Source organism: Desulfolutivibrio sulfodismutans DSM 3696, assembly GCF_013376455.1.
Classification (GTDB): Bacteria; Desulfobacterota; Desulfovibrionia; order Desulfovibrionales; family Desulfovibrionaceae; genus Desulfolutivibrio; species Desulfolutivibrio sulfodismutans.
Genome location: NZ_CP045504.1, coordinates 496,851 through 522,332 on the forward strand (window position 1 = coordinate 496,851; position 25,482 = coordinate 522,332).

At 63.5% G+C, this 25,482-nt stretch carries 28 protein-coding genes; 17 read left to right on the top strand and 11 right to left on the bottom strand.

Translation table 11 applies throughout. From position 1 onward, the window contains the following. Window positions 1-8: 8 nt before the first annotated feature. A complete protein-coding gene (locus GD606_RS02295; RefSeq protein ID WP_163300972.1) occupies window positions 9-713 on the top strand; it encodes a class I SAM-dependent methyltransferase in 705 nt (234 codons plus the stop codon). A gap of 2 nt (window positions 714-715) precedes the next feature. Here GD606_RS02295 and GD606_RS02300 read toward each other — a convergent pair whose 3' ends face one another. The 6 genes from GD606_RS02300 to GD606_RS02325 form a co-directional block, all read right to left on the bottom strand. Continuing rightward, window positions 716-967 (bottom strand): hypothetical protein, encoded by a 252-nt coding sequence (locus GD606_RS02300; protein WP_246298937.1) that lies wholly within the window; start codon window positions 965-967, stop codon window positions 716-718. After that, window positions 964-1,533, bottom strand: a complete 570-nt coding sequence (locus GD606_RS02305; RefSeq protein ID WP_163301014.1) for a UbiX family flavin prenyltransferase — start codon at window positions 1,531-1,533, stop codon at window positions 964-966. The genes GD606_RS02300 and GD606_RS02305 overlap by 4 nt, the downstream gene beginning before the upstream one ends. Before the next feature lie 89 nt (window positions 1,534-1,622). After that, window positions 1,623-3,080 carry a cysteine--tRNA ligase gene (gene cysS, locus GD606_RS02310; protein WP_163300973.1) on the bottom strand — a complete coding sequence of 486 codons (1,458 nt, stop codon included), beginning with the start codon at window positions 3,078-3,080 and terminating at the stop codon, window positions 1,623-1,625. Window positions 3,081-3,239: 159 nt separating this feature from the next. Continuing rightward, window positions 3,240-4,700 (bottom strand): sodium:solute symporter family protein, encoded by a 1,461-nt coding sequence (locus GD606_RS02315; protein WP_163300974.1) that lies wholly within the window; start codon window positions 4,698-4,700, stop codon window positions 3,240-3,242. A 102-nt stretch (window positions 4,701-4,802) separates the two neighbouring features. Continuing rightward, the gene (locus GD606_RS02320) at window positions 4,803-6,458 is read right to left on the bottom strand and encodes an AMP-binding protein (RefSeq protein ID WP_163300975.1); all 1,656 of its coding nucleotides are present in this window, start codon (window positions 6,456-6,458) and stop codon (window positions 4,803-4,805) included. A 12-nt stretch (window positions 6,459-6,470) separates the two neighbouring features. Continuing rightward, window positions 6,471-7,052 (bottom strand): helix-turn-helix domain-containing protein, encoded by a 582-nt coding sequence (locus tag GD606_RS02325; RefSeq protein WP_163300976.1) that lies wholly within the window; start codon window positions 7,050-7,052, stop codon window positions 6,471-6,473. Window positions 7,053-7,264: 212 nt separating this feature from the next. Between GD606_RS02325 and GD606_RS02330 the strand changes: the two genes are divergently transcribed. Both GD606_RS02330 and GD606_RS02335 read left to right on the top strand, forming a co-directional pair. After that, window positions 7,265-7,825: a helix-turn-helix domain-containing protein gene (locus tag GD606_RS02330; protein ID WP_163300977.1), complete on the top strand. Its 561-nt coding sequence runs from the start codon at window positions 7,265-7,267 to the stop codon at window positions 7,823-7,825. A 54-nt stretch (window positions 7,826-7,879) separates the two neighbouring features. Then, on the top strand, window positions 7,880-9,535 hold the full coding sequence (locus GD606_RS02335; RefSeq protein WP_374190873.1) for an AMP-binding protein: 1,656 nt from the start codon (window positions 7,880-7,882) through the stop codon (window positions 9,533-9,535). Between the two features lie 115 nt (window positions 9,536-9,650). Here GD606_RS02335 and GD606_RS02340 read toward each other — a convergent pair whose 3' ends face one another. Next, window positions 9,651-11,024 carry a sigma-54 interaction domain-containing protein gene (locus GD606_RS02340; RefSeq protein WP_163300978.1) on the bottom strand — a complete coding sequence of 458 codons (1,374 nt, stop codon included), beginning with the start codon at window positions 11,022-11,024 and terminating at the stop codon, window positions 9,651-9,653. A 490-nt stretch (window positions 11,025-11,514) separates the two neighbouring features. On the opposite strand from GD606_RS02340, the gene GD606_RS02345 reads away from it, so the two are divergent. The 10 genes from GD606_RS02345 to GD606_RS02390 all read left to right on the top strand — a co-directional run bounded on the left by GD606_RS02345 (window position 11,515) and on the right by GD606_RS02390 (window position 18,990). Continuing rightward, window positions 11,515-11,769 carry a sulfurtransferase TusA family protein gene (locus GD606_RS02345; RefSeq protein ID WP_163300979.1) on the top strand — a complete coding sequence of 85 codons (255 nt, stop codon included), beginning with the start codon at window positions 11,515-11,517 and terminating at the stop codon, window positions 11,767-11,769. Window positions 11,770-11,780: 11 nt separating this feature from the next. Next, window positions 11,781-12,203, top strand: a complete 423-nt coding sequence (locus GD606_RS02350) for a hydrogenase iron-sulfur subunit (protein ID WP_163300980.1) — start codon at window positions 11,781-11,783, stop codon at window positions 12,201-12,203. Window positions 12,204-12,274: 71 nt separating this feature from the next. Beyond that, complete coding sequence (locus GD606_RS02355; protein WP_163300981.1) at window positions 12,275-13,603, top strand: CoB--CoM heterodisulfide reductase iron-sulfur subunit A family protein; 1,329 nt, start codon at window positions 12,275-12,277, stop codon at window positions 13,601-13,603. Beyond that, window positions 13,596-15,533 (top strand): CoB--CoM heterodisulfide reductase iron-sulfur subunit A family protein, encoded by a 1,938-nt coding sequence (locus GD606_RS02360; RefSeq protein WP_163300982.1) that lies wholly within the window; start codon window positions 13,596-13,598, stop codon window positions 15,531-15,533. Before GD606_RS02355 ends, GD606_RS02360 begins: the two co-directional genes overlap by 8 nt. Window positions 15,534-15,552: 19 nt before the next feature. Continuing rightward, window positions 15,553-15,870: a helix-turn-helix domain-containing protein gene (locus tag GD606_RS02365; RefSeq protein WP_163300983.1), complete on the top strand. Its 318-nt coding sequence runs from the start codon at window positions 15,553-15,555 to the stop codon at window positions 15,868-15,870. 54 nt (window positions 15,871-15,924) lie between these two features. Continuing rightward, window positions 15,925-16,227, top strand: a complete 303-nt coding sequence (locus tag GD606_RS02370) for a 4Fe-4S dicluster domain-containing protein (protein ID WP_163300984.1) — start codon at window positions 15,925-15,927, stop codon at window positions 16,225-16,227. Then, on the top strand, window positions 16,227-17,168 hold the full coding sequence (locus GD606_RS02375) for a (Fe-S)-binding protein (RefSeq protein ID WP_163300985.1): 942 nt from the start codon (window positions 16,227-16,229) through the stop codon (window positions 17,166-17,168). Before GD606_RS02370 ends, GD606_RS02375 begins: the two co-directional genes overlap by 1 nt. 22 nt (window positions 17,169-17,190) lie before the next feature. Further along, window positions 17,191-17,565, top strand: coding sequence for a DsrE family protein (locus GD606_RS02380; protein WP_163300986.1), 375 nt, complete (start codon window positions 17,191-17,193; stop codon window positions 17,563-17,565). Between the two features lie 232 nt (window positions 17,566-17,797). Next, window positions 17,798-18,115, top strand: coding sequence for a hypothetical protein (locus tag GD606_RS02385; protein WP_163300987.1), 318 nt, complete (start codon window positions 17,798-17,800; stop codon window positions 18,113-18,115). Window positions 18,116-18,252: 137 nt separating this feature from the next. Then, window positions 18,253-18,990, top strand: a complete 738-nt coding sequence (locus GD606_RS02390) for a 16S rRNA (guanine(527)-N(7))-methyltransferase RsmG (RefSeq protein WP_163300988.1) — start codon at window positions 18,253-18,255, stop codon at window positions 18,988-18,990. Here the strand turns inward: GD606_RS02390 and GD606_RS02395 are convergent. Together GD606_RS02395 and GD606_RS02400 are read right to left on the bottom strand one after the other, a co-directional pair. Then, the gene (locus GD606_RS02395) at window positions 18,930-19,148 is read right to left on the bottom strand and encodes a hypothetical protein (protein ID WP_163300989.1); all 219 of its coding nucleotides are present in this window, start codon (window positions 19,146-19,148) and stop codon (window positions 18,930-18,932) included. The two genes, GD606_RS02390 and GD606_RS02395, sit on opposite strands and share 61 nt — an antisense overlap. Before the next feature lie 33 nt (window positions 19,149-19,181). Continuing rightward, window positions 19,182-19,646: a 23S rRNA (pseudouridine(1915)-N(3))-methyltransferase RlmH gene (locus tag GD606_RS02400; protein ID WP_163300990.1), complete on the bottom strand. Its 465-nt coding sequence runs from the start codon at window positions 19,644-19,646 to the stop codon at window positions 19,182-19,184. Between the two features lie 147 nt (window positions 19,647-19,793). Here GD606_RS02400 and GD606_RS02405 point away from each other — a divergent pair, with 147 nt between their 5' ends. After that, a complete protein-coding gene (locus GD606_RS02405; RefSeq protein WP_163300991.1) occupies window positions 19,794-20,432 on the top strand; it encodes a DUF4390 domain-containing protein in 639 nt (212 codons plus the stop codon). 122 nt (window positions 20,433-20,554) lie between these two features. Beyond that, window positions 20,555-21,487, top strand: coding sequence for a TIGR01777 family oxidoreductase (locus tag GD606_RS02410; RefSeq protein ID WP_163300992.1), 933 nt, complete (start codon window positions 20,555-20,557; stop codon window positions 21,485-21,487). Between the two features lie 24 nt (window positions 21,488-21,511). Here GD606_RS02410 and GD606_RS02415 read toward each other — a convergent pair whose 3' ends face one another. Continuing rightward, window positions 21,512-22,282: a purine nucleoside phosphorylase YfiH/LACC1 family protein gene (locus GD606_RS02415; RefSeq protein ID WP_163300993.1), complete on the bottom strand. Its 771-nt coding sequence runs from the start codon at window positions 22,280-22,282 to the stop codon at window positions 21,512-21,514. After that, complete coding sequence (locus GD606_RS02420; protein WP_163300994.1) at window positions 22,267-22,860, bottom strand: 5-formyltetrahydrofolate cyclo-ligase; 594 nt, start codon at window positions 22,858-22,860, stop codon at window positions 22,267-22,269. The genes GD606_RS02415 and GD606_RS02420 overlap by 16 nt, the downstream gene beginning before the upstream one ends. A gap of 116 nt (window positions 22,861-22,976) precedes the next feature. Between GD606_RS02420 and GD606_RS02425 the strand changes: the two genes are divergently transcribed. Together GD606_RS02425 and GD606_RS02430 are read left to right on the top strand one after the other, a co-directional pair. Continuing rightward, window positions 22,977-23,657 carry a metallophosphoesterase gene (locus GD606_RS02425; protein ID WP_163300995.1) on the top strand — a complete coding sequence of 227 codons (681 nt, stop codon included), beginning with the start codon at window positions 22,977-22,979 and terminating at the stop codon, window positions 23,655-23,657. 63 nt (window positions 23,658-23,720) lie between these two features. Then, complete coding sequence (locus GD606_RS02430; RefSeq protein ID WP_163300996.1) at window positions 23,721-25,481, top strand: response regulator; 1,761 nt, start codon at window positions 23,721-23,723, stop codon at window positions 25,479-25,481. Window position 25,482 lies beyond the last annotated feature (1 nt).

Here is a 25,482-nt window from a genome sequence, read left to right on the forward strand (position 1 = left end):
GTTCTTTCATGTCCATTGCCGAGAAGATGCGCGAGATCGCCTCCCAGGTGGGGCCGGAGCATGTTTACCGTACCGTGTACGACGAGGATCTTCACGTCCTGGTTCCGGGAAAGGAAGACATCAATGCGGAGATCCTGGACACCTTTTCCAGGATCGACTTCACGGGAAAAAGTGTTGTCGACCTGGGCTGCAACTTCGGCTTTTTCACCTTCTATGCCGCCAGGTTGGGCGCCCGCCAGGTGGTGGGGGTGGATCGCGAGGAGGGGGTGTTGCAGGGGTGCGAGGTGTTAAAGGAATACTTTAACTCTCCGGTCAGCTTCGAGGCCCACGACATCTACGATCCGGCCTGCACCCTGCCCGAGCGGACCTTCGACATCGCCATGCTTGTGGAATTCATCGGCAAAACATTCATCGTGGAGAACCGGATCGCGCCCACCCTGGGGTTTCTGGAGAAACTCTCGGAGCGGGAATTGATCGTGTCGGTGCAAAAGATCTACTGGATCAGAAAGGAACTGGGAACCACGCCCGAGGCCCTGCGCGGCATGTATACCGACCGGTACGTACAGGGCGGATCGTTTTATCTGCTGGACTACGTGCGGGACTTTTTCGCCCCGCGCTGGCGCATGGAGCCCATCTCGGAGTTAAACGGGGAATACGAGAAGCCCCGCAAGCTCCTGCGGTTCGTGCGGGCCCAGCCGGAGACTCCCGCGTAAGGCTATTCCGCCTTCCACAACGTCTGGGCCGGGGTGAACGCCGCCTCAAGCTCGGGGCTTATGGCGATAAGCGCCGTGGTCCCCACCCGCGAGAGGCGGACGTGGTCTGCCGGATCGAGTCCGGCCCGCCGGGCCTCGCCTTCCCAGCGCTCCATCTCCCCGCGCAGCATGTCCTCGAATTCCGGGCGCGTCTCGACCGGCCCGTCAAAGCTGGACATGACCGTCCAGCCGTCTCCGTCTTGTCCGTCGTTCATGGCGTGTCCTCTTTCCAGCCGTGCATAAGGTCGTGGGAGATGCCCAGGCGGTCCAGGATGCGGGCCACCACGAAATGCACCAGGTCGTCGATGGTTGCGGGTTTGTGGTAGAAGCCCGGCGCGGCGGCCAGGATCTCCGCCCCGGCCTCGTGCGCCGCCAGCATGTTTTTGAGATGCGTCCGGTTATACGGCGTCTCGCGCGGCACCAGGATCAGGGGACGGCGTTCCTTGAGGCAGACGTCGGCGGCCCGGTGGATGAGATTCGAGCCCAGGCCCGTGGCGATGGCCGCCAGGGAGGCCATGGAGCAGGGGCACACCACCATGCCCGCATGCCGCCAGGAACCGCTGGCCGGTCCGGCGTCCAGCTCGTTTTGGCGGTAGACCGTGTGGGCCATGCCCGACAGTTCGGCGGCGGAAACCGCAGACTCCAGGGAAAGGACCAGTCGGGCCGCATCGGACAGGATGAGATGCAGCTCCACGCCGGGCGCCCGGGACAGTTCCCGGGCCAGGGACACGGCATAGGGCATGCCGCTGGCCCCGGTGACGGCCAGAACTACGCGGCGGATCATGGGATGGCTCCCGGGTGTGTCCAGAGCGGATGACGGGTCATGGCTGCCTTTTTTTCTTCCTCTCCATGCATTTCAAGGACACGACGCTAGGCCACGTCCCACTCCGGCCCGGCCGGGGTGTCCTTGACCTCCACGCCAAGGGCCGAAAGCTCGTCGCGGATGGCGTCCGAGCGGGCGAAATCCTTGTTCTGGCGGGCCGTCTGCCGCTCGGCCAGAAGCGCCTCCACCTTGGCGGCGTCGATGCCCTTGCGCGACATGCGGCTGGTCTTGAGCCGGGCCGTAAACTCAGCCGGGTCCGTGCCGAAGACCCCGAGCACGGCGGCATATCCGGCCATGTCGGCCAAAAACCGGCGGCACAGGTCGGGCACGTCCTTGCATTTGGCCAGGGTCTTGTCCTCCAAAACCCGGTTGACGAGCCGGGCCATGCCGAAGACATGCCCCAGGGCGGCGGCGGTATTCAGGTCGTCGTCCATGGCCGCCGCAAAGCCGGATTCCAGCCGGGCCATCTCCGGGGCGATGTCGGCGGGCAGGGCACTGCCGGACCACTTGGTGCGGCTTACGGCCTGGGCGGCCGACTCCAGGGCGGCATAGACGCGGCGGATGCCCTTTTCGGCCTCGTCCATGGCCTCCCGGGAATAGTCCAGGGGACTGCGGTAGTGGGCCGAGACCAGGAAAAAGCGCAGCACCTCGGGGAGGTATCCGGCAAAGATGTCGCGCAGGGTGATGAAGTTGCCCAGCGACTTGGACATCTTTTCGGTATTGATGCGCACGAAGCCGTTATGCACCCAGAACCGGCAAAAGTCCCGGCCAAGGGCGGCCTCGCTCTGGGCGATCTCGTTTTCGTGGTGGGGAAAGATCAGATCCTGGCCGCCGCCGTGGATGTCCAGGGGCAGATCCAAAAGCCCCTCGCTCATGGCCGAGCACTCCAGGTGCCAGCCCGGGCGGCCCTTGCCGAAGGGACTGTCCCACATGGGTTCGCCGGGCTTGGCCGCCTTCCACAGGGCGAAATCCAGAGGGTCTTCCTTTTCCTCGCCGGGCGCGACCCGCGCCCCGGAGCGCAGATCCTCCACGTCGCGGCCCGAGAGTTTGCCGTAGCCGGGAAAAGATCGCACCCGGAAATAGACGTCGCCCGAGGGGGTGGCGTAGGCGTGGCCCTTGTCGATCAGGCGCTGGGCCAATTCCAGCATGGGGGTGATGTAGGCCGTGGCCCGGGGCTCGGCGTCGGCGCGAAGAATTCCCAGGGCGTCCATGTCCTCGTGAAAGGCGGCGATGTATTTTTCAGCCACCTCCTCGGGCGGTATGCCCTCGGTGTTGGCCCTTTTGATGATCTTGTCGTCCACGTCCGTGAAGTTGCGCACGAAACGCACGGCAAGGCCCTGGCTGCGCAGGTGGCGCACCAGGACGTCGAAGACCACGCAGGAACGGGCATGGCCGATGTGGCACAGGTCGTAGGCCGTGATCCCGCACACGTACATGTTGACCTGTCCGGGAATGCGCGGGGTGAAGACCTCTTTGGAGCGGGTCTGGGTATTGTAAAGCTGCATGGGCTTCTCCGGTCGAAGGGGTGGTTTGTCAAAGCAAAGGGGGCGGGCAAAGTCAAGTGCGGCCCCTGCCCCGGCCGGGAGGCGGCAGGACAGGGGCGCATCCGGCGATCCGGCCGTCAGACGGCCATTCGCTGTCGTTTTGCCAGTTTGCGGCGTGGATTATCCTTTGGCGCCGAAGGCCTGGGCGATGGTCCTCTCGCTTGGCGGACGGGTAAAAAGGCTCACCAGGGGGACGACCGCAAAGGGCGCGATCATGGCCGCGCTCGAGGCGATGGGGGACTTGGCCGGGCCCAGGATGAAAAAGAGCGTGATGTTGACCACAAGCCCCGTGGCCATGCCCGCCTTGACCCCGGCCTTGGTGGCGCCTTTCCAGAACAGGCCGTAGATGTAGGGGGCCATGAAGGCCCCGGCCACCGCGCCCCAGGACAGGGACATCAGCGTGATGATGATGTCGAAGTCGTACCTGGCGATGACGTAGGAGATGACGATGAAAAGCGCCGAAAGCAGGCGGATGAGGCGAACCGAGGCCTTGTTGGAGACCTCGGGGTTGATGTGGCCCTTGTACAGGTCGATGGCCACGGCCGAGGCCGAGACCAGGACCAGGGAGGACAGGGTGGACATGGAGGCCGAGAGCACCAGGAGCAGGATCAGCGCCATGAGGGCTTCCGGAAGGTTCGTCTTGAGCATGTCCGGGATGAAGCGGTCGAAGTCCGCCGCGCCGGAGGCGGTCAGGGGAGGGGCGTCGTAGAAAAGGTGCGTCATTGACCCGGTGAAATAGGCTGCAAACCCGATGATCAGGGCAAAGACGCAGGTGGCCCAGGCGGCCTTGACGATGACCGACTCGTCCTTGACGGCATAGAACTTCTGCACCATCTGGGGCAGGCCCCAGGTTCCGAACGAGGTCATGAACACCAGGGCGCACAGAAGCAGCGTGCCGGGTTGTTTTTCAAGCGGCATGTGCAGGAGGTGTTTGCCCGGGATGGTGGAGAGCACCTCGGAAAGACCGCCGCCCTTTTGCACCAGCAGGTAGACCATGACGATGGACCCGAATATCATGATGATGCCCTGGATGAAATCCGTGAAGGCGATGGCGAAATAGCCGCCGAGCACCAGGTACAGCCCGGTGATGCCGATCATGATAAGTAAGGCCGTGTCGAAGGAGATGTTGAAATTGGCCTCGAACAGATACCCCAGGCCCTTGAAGACCGAGGCGGAATAGGGGAGCAGGAACACGAAAATGATAAGCGCGCTGATGATTTTTAAATATTTCCCGTCGTAACGCTCCTGCAGAAACTCCGGCATGGTCATCACGTCGAGGTTCTTGGTCATGCGCCGGGTGCGTTTGCCCAGAATCAGCCAGGCCATAAGCGACCCGAACACGGCGTTGCCGGCGGCGATCCACAGGGCGTTGAGACCATAGGCCCAGCCGAGCTTTCCGGCGAATCCGATAAAGAGCACGGCGGAAAAATACGTCGTGCCGTAGGCCACGGCCGACACCCAGGGACCGATGCTGCGTCCGCCCAGGAAAAAGTCGTTTAGGGACGAGGTGCGGCGCATGCCCCACACGCCGACCCCGATCATGAAGGCGAAAAAGACGCATAAAAGGATGATGGAAAACATGAAAGGCCACGCTCCCGGTTTTTGGGCGTCCCGGCCCGGCGGACCGGGCGGGGCGGGGGGTTGTCCCGGCCGCAGGCGGGCCTGCGGCCGGGTCTGCGAGTGTTAGTTCATGGCCTCGGGGAACATCTCGCCAGCCAGTTCGCGCAGTTTGTACTTCTGGATCTTTCCGCTGGCGGTGATGGGATAGCTGTCCACGAAGGCCACGTATTTGGGGATTTTGTGCCAGGCGATCTGGCCCCGGCAGTAGTCGCGCACGTCCTCGGGGGCCATGGTCACGCCCTTTTTCAGGATGATGAAGGCCCCCACCTCCTCGCCGTACTTGCGGCTGGGCACGCCCGCCACCTGCACGTCGGAGACGCCCTCCAGGGTGTAGAGGAATTCCTCGATCTCCCGGGGGTAGATGTTCTCGCCGCCCCGGATGATCATGTCCTTGAGGCGTCCGGTGATGGCCAGGTAGCCGTTCTCGTCCATGGTTCCCAGGTCGCCGGAGCGAAGCCAGCCGTCAGGGGTGATGGCCTTGGCCGTGGCCTCGGGGTTGTTGTAGTAGCCCTTCATCAGCGAATAGCCCCGGCAGCAGACCTCGCCCTGCACCCCGTGCGGCACTTCCAGGCCGGTTTCGGGGTCGCGCACGCAGACCTCGATGTGCGGTAGGGCCTTGCCCACGGACTCCACCCGGTAGTGCAGGGGATCGTCGGGGGTGGTCTGGGTCATGACCGGGGAGTTCTCGGTCAGGCCGTAGCAGATGGTGATTTCCTTCATGTACATGAGATCCATGACCTGGCGCATGACCTGGATGGGGCAGGGGGAACCGGCCATGATGCCCGTGCGCAGGCAGGAGAAGTCGAACTTTTTAAAGAGCTTGTGTTCGAGCATGGCGATGAACATGGTGGGCACGCCGTAGACCGCCGTACACCGCTCCTGGTCGATGGAGGACATGACCGACACCGGGTTGAACGCCTCCACGATGACCATGGTCACCCCGTGGTTGACGCAGGCCATGACCCCCAGGACGCACCCGAAGCAATGGAACAGCGGCACGGTCAGGCACAACCGGTCCTTGGGCGAGAAGCGTTGCCGCTGCCCGATCCAGTAGCCGTTGTTGACCACGCTTTTGTGGGTGAGCATGACCCCCTTGGGAAAGCCCGTGGTGCCCGAGGTGTACTGCATATTCACCACGTCGTCGGGATGCAGGGTGGCCTGGCGCTCGGCGTACTCCTCGTCCGTGACCATGCGCGCCATGCCCAGCACCTCGGGGATGTTGTACATGCCGCGGTGTTTTTCAGGGCCCAGGAAGAAGACGCGTTTCAAGTGCGGGAAGGTGGTGCTTTTGATACGCCCGCGTTCCATGCTGCGCAGTTCCGGGGCCAGATCGTAGAGGATCTGGATGTAGTCCGAGTCGCGAAAGCCGTCGATGATGAAGATGTTCTCGCACTCGGAGTTGGTGAGCAGGTACTTGAGCTCGTTTCTTTTGTAGTTGGTGTTGACCGTGAGCAGGATGGCGCCCATCTTGGCCGTGGCGAACTGCAAGGCCACCCAGTAGGGCACGTTGGTGGCCCATACGGCCACCTTCTCGCCTTTCTGCACGCCCAGGGCCATGAGCCCCTTGGCCAGGTCGTCGGTGAGCTTGTCGAACTGGGAGTACGTCAGGCGGAAATCACGATCCACATAGACCACGGCCTCGGTGTCCGGGTTCGCCGCCGCGGTTTTGGCCAGAAGCTGGCCCATGGTCAGATCGAACAAGGGAGTGTCGTCGGACATGATCGGCGTCCTCTATTCCGGGAAATACAGAACGGCGTAGATCTGGGCCGGTTCCGTTCCCGCACAGCCCACATGGTGGGGCACGATGGAATTGAAGTAGATGCTGTCGCCGGGGCTCAGGACATGGGTCTCCCTGGCCATGACCACCTCGACCTGGCCGGAAACCACCACGATGAACTCTTCGCCCTCATGGGAGGACAGGGAGGTGTCGCACCCTTCGGCCCCGGGCTGCATCTCGATGAAAAACGGCTCCATGTGGCGGTCGGACTTGCCCGCGCCCAGGGAGTGGAAGGTCAGCCCTTCGCCCTTCTTGGCCGCTCCCGTGTGCAGAACCACCTCGTCGCCTCCGCCCAGATCCGTACACCGCACCAGGCAGCAGTCGCTGCCTGCCTCGCCGTCCATGAAGGTGCCCAGACGCACGCCCAAGGCCCGGGAGACCTTGAGCAGCGGCCCCAGGGAGGGCGTGATGTCGTCCTCTTCGAGGGAGGTGAGAAATTCCAGGCTAAGGCCCGTGCGCTCGGCCATCTCCTCCCGGCTTAAGTCCTGCAACTCCCGGAAGGCCCGGATGCGTTCTCCAAGCTTTTTGTCATTCATGCGGCACCTCGTGGTCATGATTGTGATGGGAACGTACGCCCGGGTTCCGGTACAGGATATTTCGCCGGGATTCCAGTCCCTTTTTGCCGCTTCCTTTCGTTTTTCGCCGATTTCCCTTTGACAAGGGAAAAATATTCAGAAAAAGAAAGAACCTCTCTTTCGCGATCATTTCGCTATTTCGCCAACCATCCAGCTTGCCACGAGGTGCGGCCATGAACGAGGAAGTGGGTCCGGTCAAGGACATCGCCATGCGACTAGGCGGCATTCGCGAGGTCATGGGGTTTTCCCCCGAGGCCCTGGCCGAAAAAACCGGTGTGGATGTCGCAGACGTCCTGGCCTACGAATCCGGAAACCGCGAGATTCCGGTCAGCTACCTCTACAAGGTCGCCCAGGTCTGCAACGTGGACCTGACCAATCTTCTGACCGGCGGCGAGGCCCACCTGCATGCCTATTCCCTGGTCCGGGCCGGACATGGCCTGTCCGTGGACCGGCGCAAGGCCTACAAGTACCTGAGCCTGGCCTACCGGTTCCGCAAACCCGCCATGGAGCCCTTTCTGGTCACGGTTCCGCCCAAGCCCGAGTCCGACCTCGAGAGCAACCGGCACCTGGGCCAGGAATTCGTCTACATGCTGCGGGGGCGTCTGGAGATTCGGCTGGGCAGCGACGTCGTGGTCATGGAGCCGGGGGACTGTCTGTATTTCGATTCCCGCACTCCCCACGCCATGCGCGGTCTGGACGGCCAGGAGGCCGAGTTCCTGGATGTGATCATCTAAGTAAGCGGCGTGATCCGGGCCGAAGGCCCGCCCAATACCGAAACGGAGCCCGACGTGAATATCCCCAAAAAACTGTCCCCGACCTCCTACAAGGAGTTCCTGGAAACGTTCTCCCTGGACGTCCCGGAAGACTACAACTTCGCCTTTGATTTCGTGGATGCCGTGGCCGCCGCCGATCCCGCCCGTGGGGCCATGATCCACATCGGCCCCAAGGGAACCCGGCGCGACTACGACATGGCCTATTTCAGCCGCGAGTCCAGCCGGATGGCCAACGCCTTCGCCACGCTCGGCATTAAAAGGGGCGACCGGATCATGGTCATCCTGTACCGCCGGGTGGAATGGTGGGTGACCTTTCTGGCCCTGGCCAAGATCGGGGCCGTGCCCGTGCCCTCGCCCAACCTCCTGACCCCCCACGACATCGAATTCCGGGTCAATTACGCCAAGATCAAGGCGGTCATCGCCGAGGATTCCGTCGTGTCCCGGGTCGAGACCGCCCGTGGGGCCTGCCCGGGCCTTACGGTGCTCATCCAGGTGGGCCCTGCGCCCTTGCCCGAGGGCTGGGCCTCCTATGCGGAGATCGGCAAGACGGCGGCCACGGACTTTCCGCGTACTCCCGAATCCCCGAAGCGCGACGATCCGCTGCTGATTTTTTTCTCGTCCGGCACCACGGGCATGCCCAAGATGGTGGTGCATACCAACGCCTACCCCATGGGCCATTTCGTCACCGGCGTGTACTGGCACGATCTTTCTCCCGGGGACATCCACCTGACCCTGGCCGATACGGGCTGGGGCAAGGCCGTGTGGGGCAAGTTCTTCGGCCAGTGGATGGCCGGGGCCGTGGTTTTCGTGTGGGATTTTCGGGGCAAGTTCGTCCCGGCCGAACTGTTGGACGTGGTGTCCGCCAACAAGGTCAGCTCCTTTTGCGCCCCTCCCACGGTCTACCGCTTCCTCATCCGCGAGGATCTGTCCAAGTGGGATCTCTCGCACCTGCGCCACTGCACCACGGCGGGCGAACTGTTAAACGACAGCGTGTTTCACGCCTGGAAAACGGCCACGGGCATGCCCATCTATGAAGGCTACGGCCAGACCGAAACCTGTCTGCAACTGGCCACCTTCCCGTTTATGACCCCCAAGCCCGGGTCCATCGGCCGCCCCACGCCGGGCTGGGATCTGATCCTTTTGGACGAGCACGGCGAGCCGTGCCCCCCGGGGGTGGAAGGGGAGATCTGCCTGAAGCTGGCCCCGGGCAGGAACCTGGGCCTTTTCACCGGCTATCTGGACGAGCCGGAGAAGACGGCGAACGTCATGCACGACGGGGTGTATTATACCGGCGACAAGGCCTGGATGGACGAGGACGGCTATTTCTGGTTCTTGGGCCGCATTGACGACCTGATCAAAAGCAGCGGCTACCGCATCGGCCCCTTCGAGGTGGAGAGCGCGCTGATCACCCATCCGGCCGTGATCGAGGCGGCGGTGACCGGCGTGCCGGACCCCGTGCGCGGCCAGGCGGTGAAGGCCACGGTGGTGTTGTCGTCGGGCTACGAGCCGTCCGACGAGCTGGCCAAGGAACTGCAAAACCATGTGAAGACCGTGACCGCGCCGTATAAATATCCGCGCATCGTGGAGTTCGTGCCCGAGCTGCCCAAGACCATCAGCGGCAAGATCAAAAGGGCCGAGATCCGCAAGATGGACCTGACCCGGGACATGTAGCCCCGTCCCGGACCGCGAAAACGCGGCGCCCCCCGTTCCCGGCGGCCTTTGGCCGGGCGGGGGGCGTCTTTTTTTTCGTGGAGTTCCCTGGGACGGCGACCGGCGTCCGCCGGGATCAGGGTTCGGTTATGCCGAAGCGTTTGATCTGGCTCCAGATGGTGGTCCTGGAGATGCCAAGCTGCCGTGCGGCCTCGGATTGGTTGCCCCCGGAGGCGCGCAGGGCCGCCACCAAGCGTTCTTTGCGGATGGCGTCCAGGTCGCCGACGGCGGAGAGGGGCGGCGTCGACGGCGCGGCCGTCTCCTGGGCGATGTCGCCCGGCAGGTCATTGGGCTCCAGGACATCGCCCCGACAGGCGATGAAGGCATATTCAAAGGCGCTCTTGAGTTCCCGAACATTCCCCGGCCAGGGATAGCGCATCAAAACGTCCATGGTCTCGCGGGCGATGCCCTGGATGTTTTTTTTCTCGTATTTCAGCTTGATGCGCCGGAAAAATGCCTCGGCCAAAAGCGGAATGTCCTCCTTGCGGGCGCGCAGGGGGGGCATTTTGATGGGGATGACGTTGATGCGGTAATAGAAATCCCGCCGAAAGGCCCCCTGGCCGACCAGCGTCGGCAGATCCCGGTTGGTGGCCGAGATGATCCTGGCCTGGACCGGGATGGGCTGGTTATCCCCCACACGTTCGATGACCCTGTCCTCCAGCACGCGCAGGAGTTTGACCTGGGTGCTCAGCGGCATGTCGCCGATCTCGTCCAGGAAGATGTCGCCATCGGCCGCCACTTCGAAGCGTCCCGTCCGATTCCGGTGCGCCCCGGTATAAGCCCCTTTCACATGTCCGAACAGTTCGCTCTCCAAAAGCGACTCGTTGAGCGCGGCGCAATTCACCTTGATAAACGGCTTGCCGCCGCGGGCGCCTGCCTTGTGGACGGCAATGGCCGCCAGCTCCTTTCCGGTCCCGCTCTCGCCGTAGATGATGACCGGCGCATCCGATTGCGCGGCGTTGGATATCATGTCGTAGACCTGGAACATGGCGGGCGAACGGCCGATGAGGCCATGGAACGTGTCTTCCGCCAACAGTTCCCGGCGATAGGTCTCGATCTGCGTTTCCTTCTCCAGCAGATCGGTCACGTCGGTCATGGTTTCCACCGCCCCGATGACCATACCGGAAGCGTCTTTCAGCACCGATGCGTTCTTGACGATATGGATGACGGAGCCATCTTTGCGGGAAATGGCGCATCGCTGTCGTCGCAGTTCCCCTTTTTGAAACATCACGCACCAGTGGCAGCCTTCACTGTCGCGGGCCAGTTCGCAGGAAGTGCAGTTGATGATCGTGCATGACGACCCCACAAGTTCCTGGCGCGCATAGCCCGTGATCTCCTCCAGGGCGGTGTTGACGGAAACAATCCGCCCCTGGGTGTCCACAATCATCACCCCGTCCTGGATGGTGTTCACCACCGTGCGCCAATATTCGTCGAGGCCTTGGGTGAGCATGGCAACGTCCTGTTCAGTTTTTTAACGGTCTGACTGTTCTCAAACATAACACATGAACAGTCCCAGGACAAGGAAAAGTGGCCACGTCACTCACAGACAGATGGCACAGTCATGAAAAAGATAAGTTATTAAATGGTGTTAGCATATAAACGGCACGTCATGTCCCAAGGGTGTCAGGTTGGCACGCTCCTGGCTATGGGAGAGATAACTGTTGGTCCACACGAAGAGCACAAACATGGTATATGACATGATCCGGTTCGATCTTCGAAATTCCATTACCCCGCTTGTCATTCTTGAAGTCGGGTCCGTCATGGAGAAGATGTCGCCGGGAGAATCCATTGAAATCGTGTGCGAAGATCAGTCGGTTGTCGATGACTTGCGACGCATACATCATGACTTTGTGTGCATGGGCCTTGGAAATGAAAGCAGAAAATGCGGCTGTGGATATTTCATTGTCATGGAAAAGAATCCTCAAACAAGGAGCAGCATCATGTCTGATCTCGATCTTTCCTCCATCCAGATCGCCAACACCTCGGACGCCCGGGGAAGCGCCTGCCCCGGCCCCCTTCTCGAAGCCAAGAAGGGGATCGGCAAGGTCAAGGTGGGCGAGGTGCTGGAGATCTATTCCAACGACTCGGGAACCCGGACGGACATTCCGGCCTGGGCCGGGAAGGTCGGCCACGAATACCTGGGGATGGTCGCGGCGGAAGGCTACGACAAGCATTTTATTCGCAGAAAGAAGTAAGCGAGGCGGTCATGGGGAGCCAGACATGCGCGAAGGCGCAGGACAAGATTCTTCTTCTCGCCACGGAAAGCTGCGCATACCCCGGAGCGGACTCGGTGGGACAGGCCCACGCCTCGTATCCCGCCAATGTCTACGTCCTCAAGGTAAAGGCCCCGGTGTTGTTTCCCGAGAAGTTCTACCTTGATTGCTTCAGAAAGGGGATCGGCGGCATCATCATCATGTCCTGCGGCGAGGAATGCCCCTACGAGGGGGCGTACAAGGCCATGGCCAAGCGGTTGGACCGCGTCTACGAACTCATGAAGGAGGAAGGCCTGGATATCCGCAGGCTGCGCCTGACCGCGATCTGTACCGTGTGCAACAGGGCCTTTCTCAACGAAGTCAATCAAATGAATCAGATCGTCCACGAATTGAACCCGCCGGTTCAGGCGCAATAGGGAATCGGACGGACATTTAAAAGACGCGCGTGGCCGCTACCGCGAGTCACGCGCGTGTTCGGGGGCAACACATGGACTCATCGAAGAACGCTGTATTTGACGCCGTGGTCATCGGCGGCGGAATCGCCGGACTGCAATCGGCCCTGGATCTGGCCGGTCAGGGATACAAGACGGCTGTGGTAGAGAAAGACGCCTCCATCGGGGGGAAAATGATCCGTCTTTCGAAGGTTTTTCCGACACTTGACTGCGCCAGTTGCATCACCACGCCGAAGATGGCGGCGGCGGCGCACCATGATAATATCACGCTCTATACCTGTTGCGACGTGCAACGGGTTGAGAAAAACGCGGCAGGCGTGTCTGTTTCGATGATCCAGCGGCCGAGATACGTGGACATCGACAAGTGTATCGGCTGCCGGAAGTGCGAATACAACTGCCCAGTTCTGGTTCCCGATGCCGAGCAGGGGGGATTTTCCGGGCGCAAAGCCATCCGTATTCCGTTTTCCAACGCCATTCCGCAAAAGGCGCTTCTGGATGTGGAACACTGCATGTTGTGCGGAAAATGCGCCGACGTCTGTCCCACCAAGGCCATCCGCTACGACCAAAAGCCCGAACCGCTGGCGATTCAGGCCAAAACGGCCATCCTGGCCACTGGATACGAGTTGTCGTCTGTGACGGGCAAGCCGCAGTACGGCAATGGGGACATCCCCAACGTCATCGATTCCTTGCAGATGGAGCGCCTGCTCGCTCCCCATGGCCCCTACGGCAGGGTGCTGCGTCCCTCGGACGGCATGATCCCCGACTCCATCGCCTACGTGCAGTGCGCCGGTTCCCGGGATGCGAGCATGGGCGTCCCCTATTGCTCGCGGTTTTGCTGCATGTACGCCGTCAAGCAGGCCATGCTGCTGTCCGGATCCCTGCCCCTGGCGGATATCACCATCTATTATATGGACATCCGGGCCTTCGGGAAAAACTACGAGCAGTTTTATCAAAACGCCAAGGCCATGGGCATCGAATTCGTCAAGGCCAAGGTCGCGTCCCTGGACGCGGGCCAGGGCGGCGCGGTGACCGTGCGCTACGAGGACCAGACGGGCGAGGGCGCGACCTCCAGGGACCATGACCTGGTGGTGCTGTCCATGGGCGTGCTGCCCGGCTTTGCCCCCGGAGGGGTCTGTCCCGTGGGCCTTGGGCCGGACGGCTTCATCCAGTCCGTTCTGCCCAAGATGTCGCCTGCCGTGACCGACATGGACGGCGTTTTCGTGGCCGGTGTGGCGGCCGGTCCCAAGGATATCGTGGACACCATCACCGAGGCCGGTGCGGCGGCGATGGAGGCCGCGAAGTATCTGACCGCGCTTTCGGGAAAGGCCCCGGGAGCGGCCAACAAGGAGTCGGCCCATGAGTGAGCCAGAACGCGCAAAAACCCCGGACTCCGGGGAACAGGCCAAGGTCGGGGTGTACATCTGCTACTGCGGCGGGAACATCTCTGATCATGTGGATGTGGAGAAGGTCCGGGAGCGCATGGAGAAGACGCCGGGCGTCGCCGTGGCCAGGACCAACATGTTCATGTGTTCGGACCCGGGCCAGGAACTCATCATGGAGGATCTGCGCCAGGGCCGCATCAACCGGGTGGTGGTGGCCTCCTGCGCCCCGAGCCTGCACGAATCGACCTTTCGCTCGGCCATCGCCCGGGCCGGGGGAAATCCCTACCAATACGAGCACGCCAACATCCGCGAACAGGTCAGTTGGGTGCATCACGGCCAGGCGGCCACGGACAAGGCCAGCCGCCTGATCGCGGCGGCCACGGGCAAGGCCCGCACCCTGATCCCCCTGGAGCCCATCCGGGTTACGGCCCTGCGCCATGCCGTGGTCATCGGCGGCGGCATCGCGGGCATGCGTGCGGCCCTGGATCTGGCGGCCATGGGGGTGCGGGTGGCCCTGGTGGAAAAGACCCCCTATCTGGGCGGCGGCGTGTCCCGGCTTGTCCGGCTGGCCCCCACCGGAGAGGACGCCGCCCACCTGGTGTCCACGTTGGCCGGGCGGGTTCTGGACAACCCGGACATCACCGTCCACGCCGGGTCCGCCGTGACGTCCTTTGGGGGGTATGTCGGCAACTTTTCCCTGGAAGTCTCACCGCTTCCCGGGGCCAGCGCACCGGACGGCCAGACCTGGCCCGGGGGGTATGTCCCGGGCAAGGGCGTCCTGGTTCCCCCGTCCCCGGACAGGGCGCAGGTCACCCTGCAAACCGGGGTGGTCGTCCTGGCCACGGGATTCGCCTCCTACACCCCCCGGCCCGGTGAATACGGGTACGGCGAGAACACGGAAGTGGTCACCCTGCCGGATCTGATCCAAAAGATCGGCGGCCTTGAAGAACAACGCGGCGGCACGCTGGTCCTCGACGGCCGACCCATCCGCAGCATGGCGCTTATCCATTGCGTGGGCAGCCGCCAGATTCCCGGCATTCATGAGGAGGACGAGCACGGCCACCTCAATGAGCACTGTTCCCGGGTCTGCTGCACCTCGGCCATCAACACGGCCAACGCCATCCGCGAGGCCTGTCCGCAGACCAGCGTCTACGAGCTGTATCGGGACATCCGGACCTATGGCCGGGGCCAGGAGGAGCTGTACGCCAAGGCCTCGGGCAACCGGGTGGTGTTCATGCGTTTTGGCGCCGACCAGGCGCCGGTGGTGCAGCGCGGCGCGCCGGGCAGCAGCCATCCCCTGAAGGTGACGGTCACGGACCAGTTGACCTTTGGCGAGGAGTTGGAGGTGCCCGTGGATCTGGTCGTTTTGGCCACGGGCATGGAGCCCGGGCCCGTGGCCGATCTGGTGGAGATGCTCAAGCTGCCGGTGGGGGCGGATCGGTTTCTCCTGGAAACCCATCCCAAGCTGCGCCCGGTGGAATTGCCCATCGCCGGCATCTTCCTGGCCGGAACCTGCCAGGCCCCCATGGATGCGGGCGAGACCTGCAACGCGGCCTCGGCCGCCGCCGTCAAGGCCGTGTCGCTTTTGAGCAAGGGCTATGTGGAGCTCGACCCCTTCGTGGCCGAGGTCGATGTGCGCCGCTGCACAGGGACCGGGGCCTGCGTCGAGGCCTGCCTGAATCCGGGGGCCATCGCCCTGGAGACCATGGACCTCGACGGCAAGCCGGTCACCCGGGCCCGGGTGACCCCGGCCCTGTGCCTGGGCTGCGGCGCGTGCGTGGCCGTGTGCCCCGAAAACGCCATCGACATCAACGGATGGACCCTCGCCCAGTACGAGGCAATGGTGGACATGATCGTCTCCGATGCCGTGTGCGAGGATTCGGGCGCGGTCCCCGAAACGGTCGGCGCATGAGCGAACAAGGAGCAATCCCATGAGTCACAACATATCCGATACGCCTGTTTCCAAGGAAATATTGAAGGCCCTGCGGGCCGAACGCAAGGACTGGATCGCCGGGGCCGCGGCCCTGGCCCGGGAGAACAAGAAGGCCCGAAAGGCCGTCATGGAACGTCTGGCGGCCGCAAGCGCCACGGTCCCGGAAATCGCCGAAGCCACGGGACTTGCCCCGGACGCGGCGCTGTGGATGGTGGCCAGCCTGAAAAAGTTCGGCGAGGTCGTGGAGGCGGAGAAGGACGGCAGCTTTTACCGCTACGCGTTGGCTGCCGAGGCGGCGCAGGCCCAGGAAGCCTAACGCGGTTTTTAGGACCTGTTCCGAGACCGAATGTGTCAGGGAAGGAGAAACGTCATGACCGGAGTCAACCCGGAATTCATCAAGCGCCTTGAACCGTTGAGCGCGGACCTCGGCTCGGCCTGCTTCAACTGCGGGACATGTGCGGCGATATGCCCACTGATTTCCGAGCATTTTCCGCGAAAAATGATTCGCTACGTGCAGATCGGCGCCCAGGATCGGATTTTGGAACAGGCCCAGGAGCTGTGGCGCTGCCTGCACTGCGGCCTGTGCACCCAGACCTGCCCGCGCGGGGCAAACCCCGGCGAGGTCATTTTGACGCTCAAGCGGTTTGTGACGGCCGCCTGGAGGAAGTCCTGATGTACAATCCCAGAGACATTATCGAGGTTCTGGCCGGAAACGTCCGAAAGACCATGAGCCCCTTCGGCGTGCCCAAGGGTATGGTCAACGGGTGGTGGAAGACGGAAGGGCTGCGGCAGGACGAGGAGACCCTGCTTTTTACGGGCCTTATGTACCAGTTCGTCCCCTACATCGAGACCGCCACCAGGCAATTGGAACGGTACGAGGACACGAAATGGACGCCCTATCTCAAATACGCCAGGTTTTTTCCGAGCTCCCTGTCCGGACTGGGCCTGGCCATGCTCACTCCGGCGGCCGAAAAAAGCAAGGCGGACAGGCATCTGCGCAACATCGTCAAGGTCTTGCGGGCCTCCGGAACGCGTTTCGGCTATCGCCCGGACCTCGACGAATACAGCGGCATCCTGCTCTATGACCTGGGCGACCAGGAAAACTTCGTCCGCCATGCCCGCATCGTGGCCGAAAAGCTGCAAAAGGCCGGGGTGAGAAAGATCATCACCACGGACCCCCACACGACGTATGCCCTGAAGGTTCTGTACCCGAAATACGTCGGGGCGTCTTTTGAGGTCAGCACCTATTTCGAAGCCCTGCACCTTCGCGCCAGTGGCGCAGGAAAAAAACTCACCTTGCACGATCCGTGTTTCTACGGCCGCTACCTGGAACTCTCGAACGCCCCGCGCCGGATTCTGGGAGAAATCGGCTACGAATGCGTGGACGTGCGGGAAAGCGGGATGTTCACCAGTTGCTGCGGCGGGCCTGCCGAATCCATCTCCCCCAAGCTGTCCTCCCGGATCGGTTCGAAGCGCGTGCAAAAGCTCGACGCCACTGGCGAACAGATTGTGACCATGTGCCCGATCTGCCTCAACAACCTGGCCAGGTCGGGCGCCAATGTCGTGGATTTGTCCTCCATCCTGGCTGGCGACGAAGCCTCGGCCACCAACTGATAACCACAAGGAAGGAACGATCATGTCGGAAAAGCAGGAGAAAATTCTCTACATCGGAACCCATGCCAACGATCATCCTGAAAAGGCGCATCTGCCCTTTGTCCTGGGCAATGCGGCCCTGGCCATGGACATCAAGGCCACGGTGATTCTGCAGGCCAACGGCGTCTACCTGGCCCAGAAGGGCTTCGTGAACCACATGCTCGCCGGCGGGGGATTTCCGCCGCTGAAAAAACTGATGGAGGACTTCCTCGCCCAGGGCGGCGAGATCAAGGTCTGCAAACCCTGCATCGCCGAACGCAACATCGACGAGTCCGATCTGATCGAGAAGGCGGAAGTCACGGCGGGCGGGGCCTTGAACATCGCAGCCATCGAGGCCGATGCGGTGCTGGTTTTCTAGCGGGGGCTCCCTACGCAGCACGACAGCCTTGCCAAAGAGAAATGCAATCGATCAGGCAGCGTTATTGAAAGAACCGGCTGTGTGCATCGCGAAAACGCGATTGACGGGAATTGACCAGACTGTACATCTGCGACGCAATCCGGGGGAGGTCGTGACGACTTCCTCCGGAATTTTCCCAAAGGCATCTGTTTTGCCGCTTGAATGTTGAACCGTCGTTTGTTGGAGGTGTCTCATGAGTATGACAGGGGTGGACAGGCAGGAGCAAAAGATTGATGAATTGGCCAAGGAAGTCGGGAAGCTGCATCCCGGGTTGAACCATCTTTCCGTCAAGGGGGCCTTTCGGTTCGCAGTCTCGGAGTGCGTGAAGACGCTTGGCCATGCGGACTGGAAGGAGGTTTCCGGAAAGCCAGCCGAGGTGCGGCGGCAGTTTTTCGATTGTCTGTGCAAAAACGTCATCCCGAAGATGGTCAAGCTCGGACTGCCGCTCGGACAGTGCCCGGCGCTTGAGAAAAAACTCAAGGATGTCAACCGGAAATACCTCCAGCCATAATCCGCACGATCCCTGTTTCCTGGCCGGGATCATCGCAACCGCCCCGGGTATGGCTCCCCCGGGGCGGCGTCTTTTCAAATCGCCCGTCCCGGGGTACATCCGCCACGCGGCCACGGCCGCCAAAGGATACGCCCCCCATGACCAAAACCGCCCAACCCATCACCGTCGACGCCGTCCGGACGCGGCTGGCCGCCCAGGGCCAGGCCGTCTCTGCCGATCAGGCCGCGTCCCTGGCCGCCTACCTGGAGGTGCTCACGGCCTGGAACCGCCGGGTCAATCTGGTGGGGCACATCCGTTGGACGGAGATTCTGGACGATCTGGCGATCGACAGCCTGCATCTGGCCGCCTTCCTCGAATCGCCGCCCGTGGCCGGGCTTCTCGACACGGCGGGGGGGGCGCCGCTTTGCCTGGATTTCGGGGCCGGGGCGGGACTGCCGGGAATCCCCCTGCGCATCCTGTGGCCACGCGGGGACTACGTCCTGATCGAGGTGCGGGCCAAACGCGCCGTGTTTTTGGCCGAGGCCCTGGCCCGTCTGTCCCTGCCCCGGACCACGGTCTTTTCCGGCCGGGCCGAGGAGGCCCCGGGGCGGCTTGTGTCCCCGGATCGCCCGGGCCTGGTCCTGTGCCTGTCCCGGGCCTTTCTTCCCTGGCCGAAATTTCTGGCCTTTGTCGCGACGCACCTGGGGGATCTGGGACGGCCTGTGGCGGTGCTGGCCATGACCGGCGACCGCCCGGCCGACGATCCCGTGGCCATCGCCTCGGCGGGGTGGACGCAACACGCCGGGTCCGCCTATGAGGTGCTTGGGAAAACCCGCTATTTGTCGCTGTTTGTCCTCAAAAACGCCTCCAGGGCGCTGCCCTTGAAGATGAGCTGAGTGGCCGTTTCGTCGGCCAGTTCCGCCAGGTCCATGAGCTGTTCCAGGAAATCCAGGATCAGTCCCTTGCGGTCTTCGTCGCCGTTTTCGAAGTCGAAGGCCAGGTCGCCGCTTGTGATGTAGGCCTCGATTTTTTTCAGATAGGCCGGGTCGAGCATGGGAACTCCTTGGCCGGGGGGCGGCCGGTTTTTTCAGTGATGATAGGGCGCGCCGCGCAAAATGGCCATGGCCCGGTAGACCTGTTCCAGAAGCACCACCCGGGCCAGTTCGTGGGGCAGGGTGCCGGGCCCCAGGCTTACGACTTCCCCGGCCCGGGCCAGCACCTCATCCGGCAGGCCGTACGCCCCGCCCACGATGAAGCAGGGGGCCCGGCCGGGATCCTCCACCAGGACTCCCAGGCGCGCGGCCAGGGCCGGGGAATCGTACATTTTTCCGCGTCCGTCCAGGACCACGGGGAAATCCCTGGCCCCCAGACGTTCCAGCACGGCCTTGCCCTCGGCCTTTTTCCGGTCGTCTGGATTTCCCGAGCGGGCGTCCTTGACCACCACCCGAACGGTGGCGATACTATGGCCGACGGCGTCGAGGTAGTGGTCCTCGGCCTGCCGGAAAAACGGGGCCTTGGCTTGGCCGACGAAAAGAAAGCGCAACGGTTTCACAGCGGTCTTTCCAGGTCCGGGTTTTGCATTTTGTGAATGGCGAGTCGTGGTGTATCCTCGGGGAAGAAGCATTGTCAAAGCGCTGTCGGCTGGCTGCGGCAGGGTGGTACGGGTTCACAGCACACGAGACAAAAGGCGGAGTCAGGGATGCGGTCTTGTTTCCAGGGATTTTGGGCGGGCGTGCGCCACGCCCTGGTGGTCGGCTGCCTGTCGGCGGTCCTTGCCGTCGTGGGAGCTTCGCCCCTGGCCGCCGCCTCCCTGGATTTGAGCAACCTTGTCCTCAACAACCATGACGGAAAGATCCTGGTCCGTTTCGGCCTGGCCATCCCCGATCTGACGCCGTTGGAAGCGGTATTTGCCGAAGGCGGCATCCTGGCCCTGCGCATGGAGGCCCGGTTGTCGGAAAAAAGCGACTACCTGTGGGACCATCAGGTGACGGAGACCGGCCGCCTGGCCGTGGTGCGCAAGACCGGCGACGGCTATGTTGTGGAGCCCGCTCCGGCGCAACGCCCGGGCCGGGCCGGGTCCGCCCCGAACGAACCGGCCGCTCCGGTCGTTCCCCTGGCCTCCGGGACGAATTTGGCCGATGTGCTGCGTCAGGCCTTTGGCGAGGTGGCCATGGACCTGGGGCCCTGGGACGTGCTCAAGCGGGGCGAGTCCTATGTCCTGGTCCTTGGCATCTCGCTTTTGCGCGGCGACGTGTCGGCGTTTTGGCGCAATACACTGTTTTTTTGGTCCTTCGAGGTCATTCCCAAGGTCCGCTACCGCCTGGATTTCACCTACTGATTCCCCTTCGGCGGGTCTTCGCCGACCGATCTTTTGGGGCACGCCGCGTATGGTGGTTGCCGGAGACATCGTCTTTCCGCTATCTTCGGCATGGTCAATCCGGATTTTTCAAAGGAGCCGCCATGCGCGTCATCATTGCCGGAGGAACGGGGTTTATCGGCACGGCCCTGACCCATGTCCTGACCGCTTCAGGGCATGACGTCACCATCCTCACCAGACGCCCGCGTCCGGCCGTACCCACAACGGGTGGCGGCCGGGTGGACTATGCGGTCTGGGACGGCATGACCGCCCGGGGATGGGGGGAATTGGCCGAGGATGCGGCCATCGTCAATCTGGCCGGGGAGAACATCGCCGCCGGGCGCTGGAACGCCCAACGAAAGCGCGACATCGTGGAGAGCCGCATGGCCGCCGGGTCCGCCGTGGTCCAGGCTGTGGCCAAGGCTGTGGCCAAGGCTGCGGTCAAGCCCCGGGTGGTGGTGCAGGCCTCGGCCGTGGGGTATTATGGCGACCGGGGCGGGCAGGTGCTTGAGGAAACCTCGCTCCCGGGCACGGGTTTTCTGGCCGAGACGGCGGTCAAGTGGGAACAGAGCACCCGCGATGTGGAAGACATGGGGGTGCGCCGGGTGATTGTGCGCACGGGGGTGGTCCTGGGGGCAGGCGGCGGAGCCCTGGCCCGCATGCTGCCGCCGTTCCGTCTGGGCCTGGGGGGGCCGGTGGGCGACGGCAAGGCCTGGTTTCCCTGGATTCATCTTCACGACGAGGTCCGGGCCATCGCCTTTCTCCTCACGCGGTCCGAGGCCATGGGGCCGTTTCATCTGGTCGCGCCGGGCGTGGTCACAAACGGGGAGTTCGCCGCCGCCCTGGGCAAGGCCCTGGGGCGTCCCACGGTCCTGCGCGTTCCGGCCTTCGCCTTGCGCCTGGCCTTGGGCGAGATGGCCGACGCCGCGCTTTTGGCCAGCCTGCGGGTTGTACCGACACGTCTTTTGGCCCTTGGCTTTTCCTTTGATTTTCCGGACATCGCTTCGGCCCTGGCCGACCTGACGACGGCGGCCTGAGCCCTGGCCGTCTGCCGATGAGGCCTAACGCTCGATCCAGATGAAGGATGCCTGCCGTCCCGAGGTGCGTGCTCGGCGGTAGGAAAAAAAGTGGGGCGACGTAAACGTGCAGATCTCCACGCCGAAGATGTTTTCGGGCTTAAGCCCCGCCGCCGCGAGCTGGTCCCGGGTCAGCCGCCACAGGTCCACGGTTCGGGACGCCGCATCGTAATAGGCCGCAAAACGTGGCCCGAACTCCGCCTCGAAGTTTACGAACTGCGCCGCCGCCGGGCCAAGGCTCGGGCCGCGCACGGCCAGGCAGTCGGCCGGGGACAGCCCGTAGCGGGCGCAAAAGGCCGCCACCCCGGACCCCGGGAAATCCATCACGTTTCCCCTCCAGCCCACATGCAGCGCGGCCACATACCTCCCCGAGGCGTGGGCCACAAGGATCGGCTGGCAGTCGGCGGTCTTGACGATAAGGGCCGCCCCGGGGAGCGAGGTGGCCTGCCCGTCGGCCTCCCGGGGGCTCGGCTGGCGCAGGGTGTCGGCCTGCGGGTCAAAGACCATGTCCGCGCCATGCACCTGCTTGAGGGCATGCCAGGAAGAGAAATCCAGCAGGTCGCGAAAGGCCTGCCTGGTTTTCGTCACCCGATCCGGGTCGTCGCCCACCCGGTAGGAGATGTTGCCCCCGGCGAAGGGGTCGCCACATGCAGTGGCCGGGGCGTTGGCCGGGATCGCAGTGCGCATGCCGAAGGCTACGCGCACCCCGGGAACCGAGGGAAAGCGGAAGGCGATGGCGGCTACGGGCTGATCCATGTCATCTCCTTGGGGGTGCACAGGGCGTGCATGGGCTTGTCCCAGGCTTCGGCGGGGAGCCGGTCCACGACCTGGAAATCGTAGGCCAGGCCGATGCGCAGGGTCCGGGCCATCTCCGGCCGGGCAAACAGCCGGTCGTAATAGCCGCCGCCGAATCCCAGGCGGAATCCCCGGCGGTCGAAGGCCACTCCCGGGACCACGGCCACCTCGGGCGGCATGTCGAGGGCCGGGCGGCATCGCCCGGGGTCGGGCTCCAGGATGCCGAAGCGGCCGGGGCAGACCTGGGCCAGATCATCCACGCCGTACAGGTCCAGTTCCCCAGCTTCGCCGTCGCGGCAGCGGGGCAGAAGGACCGTGGTTCCCCGGCGGGAAAGCTCCGCAAACATGTCCCGGGTGTCGGGTTCGTTTTTTACCGGCAGATACAACAGCACGCAATGCGGCGCACCCAGTCGGGGATCGTCCAGAAGGCGGCGCGCGGCCATGGCCGAGTCCTGGCGCACGGTGGCTGGGTCCAGGCTGCCGCGTTGCGACAGGAGCCGGGCGCGCAGGGCTTTTTTTTGAGACGCGGCGGGATTCATGACTTGAAAAGTTTGTGCAAGGGTTTCATAGTCGGTGCGACGCGACGGTTTTCATCCATGATCACAGCACGACGCGGCGTGGGAGGTTTTCTCCCCAGCCGGATTCGGAGGCGCGCATGCCGGACGGGGAGCGGTTTTTCATCGCCGTTGGCGATATTCATGGCGACGTGGCCAACCTGGCCCATATCCCGGACATCTCCCGGGCCGACGGGGTCATCGTCACCGGCGACCTGACCATACGGGGGGATCGGCCGGAAGGGAAGCGGGTCATCGAGGCCGTGCTCGCCGTCAATCCATGCGTCCACGCCCAGATCGGCAACATGGATTATCAGGAAATCGACGACTGGCTCACGGCCGAAGGTATAAACATCCATCGCCGGGTGGTGGAACTGGCCCCGGGCCTCGGGCTCATGGGCATCGGCTGGTCCACCCCCACGCCCTTTGGCACCCCCAGCGAGATTTCCGAGGACGGGCTTTCCCGCTGGATCGAGGAGACCCACACCCTGGCCCGGGGCTATGATCGGCTGGTGGCGGTGGTGCATACCCCCCCCTACGGCACGGCCACGGACCTTTTGCCCTCGGGCGTCCACGTCGGCAGCCCGGCCGTGCGCGAATTTCTCGTCCGGGTGCAGCCCGCGCTGTGCGTCACCGGGCATATCCACGAATCCCGGGGCATGGACCTCATCGGGAAAACCGTGGTCGTCAACCCGGGGCCGTTGTCCCTGGGGGGATACGTCCGCATCCAGGTGAAACCGGACTGTCACGATGGCGTGATAGCGACCCTTGAGACGCTCTGACCCGACACGAGGTTGTCGGTGCATGGCTTTGGCCGCGGAACCGTTTCACATCCGGCGGACGGCATGAAAATTCTCAACGTTATCGACATCCTGCTGTACCGAACCTTTCTTTCCAAGTTCTATTTTCCGCGTGGCCTGGACTACCGGTTTGTCGAGCCGGATCGGGAGGGCGTGGTCGAGGCCATGACCTCCTTCGAGCCGGATGTCGTGTTGCTCCAGGACGAGTATCACCAGCATTCCCAGGCTGAGGTGGCCGCCTATGTCCGGGCCCAGGCCGCGCGACAGGGGCTTTCCCCGGCCGTCCTGGTGCTGCGCACCTCGCCCCGGGAGCCGACCGAGAGGAGTTCCAGCGGGGATTCGGTCTTCGTGCGCCGGGAGAACCTGGGAGATGTCCTCGAGAGCCTGGCCGAGTCTGTCCGGACCGGGTCTGCGGCCGACGGCGTCACGAAAAGTCGCCGGGGACAGATTCTCTTTGTCGATCCCGGCAAGACCCTGTTCCATGTGGTCCGGGCCGCCCTGGCCCCCGGCGGCTATGAGTTGCGCCACGCCCTGGACGCCGCCGAGGCCCTGTCCCTGTGCGCGGGGGCGGCCTTCGAACTGGTGCTGACCAGCGTCCAGCTCCCGGGTATGGACGGCCTGGAACTGTGCCGCCGCCTGAAGGAATCCAGCGCCGGCGGCTACATGCCGGTGATCATTCTTTCCAGCAGCGACGACCCCCTGGACGTGGACACGGCCTTCAACAGCGGCGCGGACGACTATCTGCTCAAGTCCTTCACCCCGCGCATGCTGGCCGACAAGATTTCCGACCACCTGGACGCCGTGCACCGCAAGCGCCAGAACAAGATCCTGGTGGTGGACGACAGCAAGCTCATCCGCGAGCTTTTACGCCACAGTTTCATCAAAAGCGGCCTGAACGTGCTGGTGGCCGAGAACGGCCGACAGGCCCTGGACCTGGCCATGGCCGAAAAGCCCGACGTGGTGGTCACGGATGTGGATATGCCGGTCATGAACGGCTACGGCCTGTGCGAGGCCATGCGCCAGACCCCGGAATTGCAAAACGTCTTCGTGGTCATGATGAGCGCCCGGGACCGCACCTGCGACATCAAGCGCGGGGAGCGGCTGGGGGTGAGCCGCTATTTCGTCAAGCCCTTCGACGTGGAGAAGATGCTCCTGGTGGTGGAGCAGCTTTTGGCCGAGAGCTATCGCCACTACAAACGCGAATACGAACACGTCCTGTGGAGCATGAAGTCCCTGGTCACGGCCCTGGAGGCCCGCGACGAATACACCAAGGGCCACACCGCCCGGGTGTCGGCCATGTCCCTGCGTCTGGCCAGGTACATGGGACTCTCCGACGATTCCCTGCGCGACCTGGAGATCGCGGCCAACCTGCACGACATCGGTAAGATCGGGGTGCGCGATGCGGTGCTGCTCAAGCCCGGCGCCCTGACCGACGAGGAATACGCCAAGATCCAGGAGCATGCGGTCATCGGCGCGGAGATCCTGCGGCCCATCGCCTCCCTGAAAGCCGTGGTGCCGCTGATCATGTATCATCATGAGCGCTGGGACGGGGAGGGCTATCCCACCTGCCTGGGCGGCGAGGACATTCCCCTGGGGGCGCGGATCATCGCCGTAGCCGACGCCTTCGACGCCATGACCTCGGATCGGCCCTACCGCAAGGGCATGGCCCAGCAAAAGGCCCTGGACATCATTGCCCGGGAGATGGATAAACAGTTCTGCCCCACCTGCGCCCGGGCCTTCCTGGAGATGAAACGTAGCGACGTGAGGGCCGGAATCGGCCGCCGTACGGCCGACAAAGCGGGCTGAC